The following is a 4,052-nucleotide window of genomic DNA, read 5'->3' as shown; positions in this document are numbered from 1 at the left end:
CAAGATCGTGGCCATGCGCGGTCCTTCGGTCGTGGCGCTGGTCACCGGCGAAGAGCGCATTGTGCCAGAGCGCGCGCAGTATTGGGTCTGCACGGTCGAGGCGATGCCGGTGGGTATCGGGGCCGATTTCTTGGCCATCGACGAGATCCAGCTTTGTGCCGACCCTGAGCGCGGGCATGTCTTCACCGACAGGCTGTTGCATGCGCGCGGGCGGCACGAGACACTTTTCTTGGGCGCCACCACGATGCGCGGGGCCATCGCCGCCCTTGTGCCGCGCGCCGAGTTTCTGAGCCGCGAGCGATTCTCGGATCTGGTCTATACCGGCTCGAAAAAGATCAGCCGGATGCCGCCGCGCAGTGCGATCGTGGGCTTCTCGGTCGAGAATCTCTATGCCATGGCCGAGTTGTTGCGCCGCCAAAAGGGTGGGGCGGCGGTCGTGATGGGCGCGCTGTCACCCCGCACCCGCAACGCGCAGGTCGCGCTTTACCAAAATGGCGATGTCGATGTGCTGGTCGCCACCGATGCGATCGGGATGGGGCTGAACCTCGATATCAGCCATGTCGCCTTTTCGGGGCTGCGCAAGTTCGACGGGCGCAAGATGCGCGAATTGATGCCCAATGAGCTGGCCCAGATCGCGGGCCGCGCGGGGCGCTATACGCAAGATGGCACCTTCGGCGTTACCGGCGAGGCACCGCCGCTCGACGAGGATCTTGCCAAGGCCATCCAAGAGCATCGCTTTGCGCCTTTGCGCAAGCTTTATTGGCGAAATGCGCAGTTGGAGTTCGGATCGGTCGGGCGATTGATCGGCTCTTTGGAAGAGCACACCAATGACGAATGGTTGACCCGCGCGCGGGAGGCCGATGACCTGATGGCGCTCAAGACCATCGCCGCGCGCGATGATATGCGCGCGCGGCTCTCATCGGCGCAGGATGTGCGGCTGTTGTGGGATGTGTGCCGCATCCCCGATTTTCGCGGCATCAGCCATACCGAACATGCCGAGCTTTTGGGCCGCATCTTCGACTTCCTGCAAGAGTTCGGCCGTGTGCCCGATGATTGGCTGGCCCGTCAGGTCAAGCGTATCGACCGGGTCGAGGGCGATATCGACACATTGTCGAAACGCTTGGCGTTTATCCGCACATGGACATATGTCGCGCAACGCGATGGCTGGGTCGATGATGTTAGCCATTGGCGCGAGGCGACCCGTGCCGTAGAAGACCGCCTGTCAGATGCCTTGCATGGCGCGCTGACGCAAAGATTTGTCGACCGGCGGACAAGTGTCCTGCTTCGCCGGTTGAAGCAGAAGGAGAGCCTTGTGGCTGATGTGAACGACAAGGGTGAAGTGAGCGTCGAGGGCCAGATCCTTGGCCGGATCGAGGGTTTCCGCTTTCGTCAGGATCAGACCACGGGGCCGGACGAGGCCAAGACACTGCGCCAAGCAGCCCTTGCAGCCCTGCGCCCCGAATTCCATCTGCGCGCCGATCGTTTCTATAACGCTCCCGATACCGAGTTCGACCTGACCGAACAGGGCGGGCTGATGTGGGGCGATCAGGCCATCGGCAAGCTGGTGCGCGGCGATGATCCGCTCAAGCCCGTGGCCGAGGCCTTCGTCGACGAGGATGCCGGCCCCGAGGTGATGCAAAAGGTCCAACGCCGCTTGCAACATTTCATCGACCGCCGGATCGCAGCACAATTCGAGCCGCTCTTGGCGCTGTCGCGTGACGAGGCGATCACGGGTCTGGCCCGCGGCGTGGCGTTCCGCCTGCTCGAAAACTTCGGCATCGTGGCGCGCGCCGATATCGGCGATGACATCAAGGCGCTCGACCAAGAGGCGCGCGGCCTGTTGCGCAAGCATGGTGTGCGTTTTGGTCAATTCACGATCTTCCAGCCCCTCTTGCTCAAGCCCGCACCGACGCGGTTGCGCTTGGTGCTGTGGGGCCTGCAGCAGGGTTTGGACATCTTCGCTGAAAGCCCGCCACCCGGACTTGTGACCATTGCCCATGATAGCCAGCAGCCGCAGGGCTATTACACCATGTCGGGCTACCGCCCGGCCGGCCAACGCGCGATTCGCATCGATATGCTGGAACGTCTGGCTGATATGCTGCGCAACAAGGATACGCGCGGCGGTTTCGAGGCCAGCGCCGATATGCTGTCGATCACCGGGCTGACGCTTGATCAATTCGCCGATCTGATGGCCGGGCTTGGCTATCGCGGCGAGCGTGGCGAGCGGCCCAAGGTCAAGCCTGCCGCCGTGACTGTGGCAACTGCGGGCGATCCGCCCGAGACACCGCCCGAGACACCGGCCGAGACACCGACCGAGATCCCGGGCGAGACCCCGGCCGAGACACCCATCGAAGCCCCGGTTGAAACCCCGCCCCAACCTCCGGTCGAGCAGCCCGTCGAACAGCCCGACGAAGCACCGCCCACCGCACCCGAGGAGGTGCCGGCCGATCCCCCGGAGGTGGCCACAGCCGCACCCGAGATCGAGGTCTTTTACACCTTCACATGGGCGCCGCGCCGCCAAGGCAATGGCCCCCGCCCCCAGCAGCGTCGCAACGATGGCGCCAAGCCCCGTGAAGAGGGTGGCAAGCCCCGCTTCGATGGGGCCAACAGGCCACAGGGCAAAGGCGGCAAAGGCGGCAAGCCGCCGCGGGGCAAAGGCCCCAAGCCCCCACGCGATGAAAGCCCCAAAACCTTCAGCGCGCGTCCCGAAAAGCGTGACCGGATCGATCCCGACAATCCCTTCGCGCAGGCCCTTGCTGGGCTGAAAGGCAAATCCTGACCGAACAACAGCCCTCGGCACGTTTGGACAAGTGGTTGTGGCAGGCGCGGTTTTTCAAAACCCGCAGCCTTGCCAGCCGCGTGGTCACCGATGGACAGGTCCGGGTGAATGCCCATCGCGTGGTCAAGGCCGCGACATCTGTGAGGCCGGGTGATGTGCTGACCTTTGCGCAAGGCGCGCGTGTGCGGGTGATCAAGATCACGGCGCTTGGACTGCGCCGGGGGCCAGCCAGCGAGGCACAGGGTCTGTTCGAGGATCTGACACCCGCCCCCGAACCCGGCACGCCCGAGGCCGCTCGTGTCGGCCCACGCCCCACTAAGCGTGATCGGCGCGCCCTTGACGCCTTTCAAGATGATCAAGGCTCGGAGGCCTGAGGCGAAACTGCCGCAAAGAAATCGCTTGAAACGTGTAAACCCAAGTTTACACTCGCGCAAAGCTTGTGCCGCGCTCCGACCCTTGCAATGGCCGGAATGCTGGCGTAGCAGACGCCCTGTTGATAAGCCGAGGATGACTGATGACCTATGTCGTGACGGAAAATTGCATCGCCTGCAAATATACCGATTGCGTGGAGGTCTGCCCCGTGGACTGTTTCTACGAAGGCGAGAACATGCTCGTGATCCATCCCGATGAATGCATCGACTGCGGTGTGTGCGAGCCCGAATGCCCCGCCGATGCGATCCGGCCCGATACTGAACCCGACATGGAAAAATGGGTTGAGTTCAATCGCAAGTACTCCGAGATGTGGCCGGTGATCGTGACCCGTAAAGACCCGCTGCCCGGTTCCGAAGAGATGGACGGTAAGCCGGGCAAGATGGACCTCTTGTCCGAATCTCCCGGCGCTGGCGGCTGAGTGGGGCCGATTCGGCGCGAAATCGCCGCTTTTGCGGTGGGTTTGGGCCGCTTGAAGCCCTGAATTTGTTGGGGCAGCGCTCGCGGGCCGCGCAGATCGCTGGAAATCAGCGTCATTACATGCTATATGATGTTTCTGTAACAGACGATCCGTAACCCATCGCAGGTCTGCCAACCTGTCCGGCTTTTTCGCGCATCTCAACCACTTGTGGAAAACCTCCGTTTTCCTCGGTGGTTTTTGTTGCGCAATCGTCGGGGGAGCGAAAGGAAAGCAAGAATGACGAAGGCCCGGAAATCGCAAGAGTTCACCCCGAACGATTTTGTCGTCTATCCCGCACATGGGGTCGGCAAGATCGTCTCGATCGAGGAGCAGGAAATCGCTGGCCTGCGGTTGGAGCTCTTTGTCATTTCCTTCGAGAAGGAC

Annotated in this window: 4 protein-coding genes; all 4 read left to right on the top strand. The window is 62.6% G+C overall.

Translation table 11 applies throughout. From position 1 onward, the window contains the following. Positions 1-2,779, top strand: a 2,779-nt coding sequence (locus tag ACTG4J_RS14925) for a helicase-related protein (protein ID WP_439140526.1), incomplete at its 5' end; no start/stop codon positions are given. After that, entirely contained in the window at positions 2,776-3,153 is a 378-nt protein-coding gene (locus ACTG4J_RS14920; protein WP_439140528.1) for an RNA-binding S4 domain-containing protein, read from the top strand. The genes ACTG4J_RS14925 and ACTG4J_RS14920, both read left to right, overlap by 4 nt. A 140-nt stretch (positions 3,154-3,293) precedes the next feature. Then, the gene (gene fdxA / locus ACTG4J_RS14915; protein ID WP_439140525.1) at positions 3,294-3,629 is read left to right on the top strand and encodes a ferredoxin FdxA; all 336 of its coding nucleotides are present in this window, start codon (positions 3,294-3,296) and stop codon (positions 3,627-3,629) included. Positions 3,630-3,905: 276 nt separating this feature from the next. Beyond that, positions 3,906-4,052 (top strand): CarD family transcriptional regulator (locus ACTG4J_RS14910; protein WP_439140527.1); only part of this gene is annotated, 147 nt, incomplete at its 3' end.

It is taken from the genome of Roseicyclus sp., from assembly GCF_965662675.1.
GTDB lineage: Bacteria > Pseudomonadota > Alphaproteobacteria > Rhodobacterales > Rhodobacteraceae > Roseicyclus.
This window is presented reverse-complemented; position numbering and strand designations above follow the sequence as displayed.

Excerpts from the sequence above, each read along its gene's own strand:
- fdxA (WP_439140525.1), top strand. The coding sequence starts at position 3,294 with ATGACCTATGTCGTGACGGAAAATTGCATCGCCTGCAAATATACCGAT.